Raw genomic sequence first — 2,172 nt, 5'->3', positions numbered from 1 at the left:
AGCTGCTGTGGGTGCTGCTCGCGGGCACCGTCCCCACAGCCGCCTTCTTCGTGGAGCGCAAGGTCAGCCGCGAGCTGGAGTCCAAGGTCACTGAGGACGCGGGCGCGGTCGCAAAGGCGTGACGGACTGACTGACAGGCTGACTGACGGGCTGGGCGCCACCACCGCCACGGGCGTGATCTGTGGCGGTTTGCCGTCGACGTTTACTAGGACGTCCTAGTAACTTTGATGGTATGGACGCTGACGCCATCGAGGAGGGCCGCCGTCGCTGGCAGGCCCGGTACGACGCCTCGCACAAGCGGGAAGCCGACTTCGCGACACTCTCCGGTGATGCGGTGGAGCCCGTGTACGGGCCCCGGCCCGGGGACGCGTACGACGGGTTCGAGCGGATCGGCTGGCCGGGGGAGTACCCCTTCACGCGCGGGCTCCACTCGACCGGCTACCGAGGGCGGACGTGGACCATCCGGCAGTTCGCCGGGTTCGGGAACGCCCAGCAGACCAACGAGCGGTACAAGAAGATCCTCGCCAACGGCGGGGGCGGGCTCTCCGTGGCCTTCGACATGCCCACGCTCATGGGGCGCGACTCCGACGATCCGCGCTCGCTCGGCGAGGTCGGCCACTGCGGGGTCGCGATCGACTCCGCGGCCGACATGGAGGCCCTGTTCAAGGACATCCCGCTGGGCGACGTGACGACGTCGATGACGATCAGCGGACCCGCCGTCCCGGTCTTCTGCATGTACCTGGTGGCCGCCGAGCGGCAGGGCGTGGACCCGGCCGTGCTCAACGGCACGCTCCAGACCGACATCTTCAAGGAGTACATCGCGCAGAAGGAGTGGCTCTTCAAACCCGAGCCGCATCTGCGCCTCATCGGCGACCTGATGGAGTACTGCACCTCGTCGATCCCCGCGTACAAGCCGCTGTCCGTCTCCGGCTACCACATCCGCGAGGCCGGCTCCACGGCCGCGCAGGAGCTGGCCTACACGCTGGCGGACGGGTTCGGGTACGTGGAACTGGGGCTGTCGCGCGGGCTCGACGTCGACGTCTTCGCGCCGGGGCTGTCCTTCTTCTTCGACGCGCACGTCGACTTCTTCGAGGAGATCGCCAAGTTCCGGGCCGCGCGGCGGATCTGGGCGCGGTGGATGCGGGACGTGTACGGGGCGCGGTCCGAGAAGGCGCAGTGGCTGCGCTTCCACACGCAGACGGCGGGCGTCTCGCTGACGGCCCAGCAGCCGTACAACAACGTCGTCCGTACGGCCGTCGAGGCGCTCGCGGCGGTGCTGGGCGGCACCAACTCCCTCCACACCAACGCGCTCGACGAGACCCTCGCCCTGCCGTCCGAGCAGGCCGCGGAGATCGCTCTGCGGACGCAGCAGGTGCTGATGGAGGAGACCGGGGTCGCCGGCGTCGCGGATCCGCTGGGCGGTTCCTGGTACGTCGAGCAGCTGACGGACCGGATCGAGGCCGACGCGGAGCGGATCTTCGAGCGGATCAGGGAGCGGGGGGTGCGGGCGCATCCCGACGGGGTGCATCCGATCGGGCCCGTCACGTCCGGGATTCTGCGGGGGATCGAGGACGGGTGGTTCACCGGGGAGATCGCCGAGTCGGCGTTCCGGTACCAGCGGGCTGTCGAGAAGGGGGAGAAGCGGGTTGTGGGTGTCAACGTCCACCGTGGCTCTGTCACTGGTGACTTGGAGATCCTGCGGGTCGGGCATGAGGTGGAGCGGGAGCAGGTGAGGGTGCTCTCGGGGCGGCGGGCGGGTCGCTCGGAATCGGCTGTGCAGGGGGCCATTGCCGCGATGCTCGCCGCCGCGCGGGACGGGGCGAACATGATCGTGCCGATGCTCGCGGCGGTGCGGGCCGAGGTCACCCTCGGCGAAATCTGCGACGCCCTCCGGGAGGAGTGGGGCGAGTACACGGAACCGGTGGGGTTCTAGCCGTTCTTCCTCGCCCCCGCCGCCCCTGCCCATTCCCGTCCTTCTGGGGCTCCGCCCCAGACCCCGTTGGCCGGGTTGTCGGGTGCGGGTCGGCTGTCGCTGGGCGCGCAGTTCCCCGCGCCCCTGAAAGACGGGGCTGCGCCCCTGTCTTCCAGCCCGCCCGACGTTCACTTTTCAGCCCGTCCGGCATTCACCCTTCAGCCCGTCCGGCGTTTGAGGACGAGGCCGTTCAGGCCGAT

1 protein-coding gene and 1 pseudogene are annotated in these 2,172 nt (G+C 69.7%); both read left to right on the top strand.

The window, feature by feature from the left end; genetic code table 11:
• Positions 1-122 (top strand): annotated as a pseudogene (locus AOK17_RS53235) (DUF3817 domain-containing protein); the annotation flags it as partial.
• 110 nt (positions 123-232) lie between these two features.
• Positions 233-1,933 (top strand): coenzyme B12-dependent isobutyryl-CoA mutase large subunit, encoded by a 1,701-nt coding sequence (icmA, locus tag AOK17_RS46390; protein WP_055618664.1) that lies wholly within the window; start codon positions 233-235, stop codon positions 1,931-1,933.
• The last annotated feature ends 239 nt before the right edge of the window (positions 1,934-2,172 follow it).

Origin of the sequence: Streptomyces phaeochromogenes (assembly GCF_001418655.1) — a bacterium.
Classification (GTDB): domain Bacteria; phylum Actinomycetota; class Actinomycetes; order Streptomycetales; family Streptomycetaceae; genus Streptomyces; species Streptomyces phaeochromogenes.
The sequence above is the reverse complement of the archived record's forward strand: the minus strand, read 5'-3'. Positions and strand labels throughout refer to the sequence as shown.

Coding starts and splice junctions, on each gene's coding strand:
- icmA (WP_055618664.1), top strand. CDS start 233: ATGGACGCTGACGCCATCGAGGAGGGCCGCCGTCGCTGGCAGGCCCGG.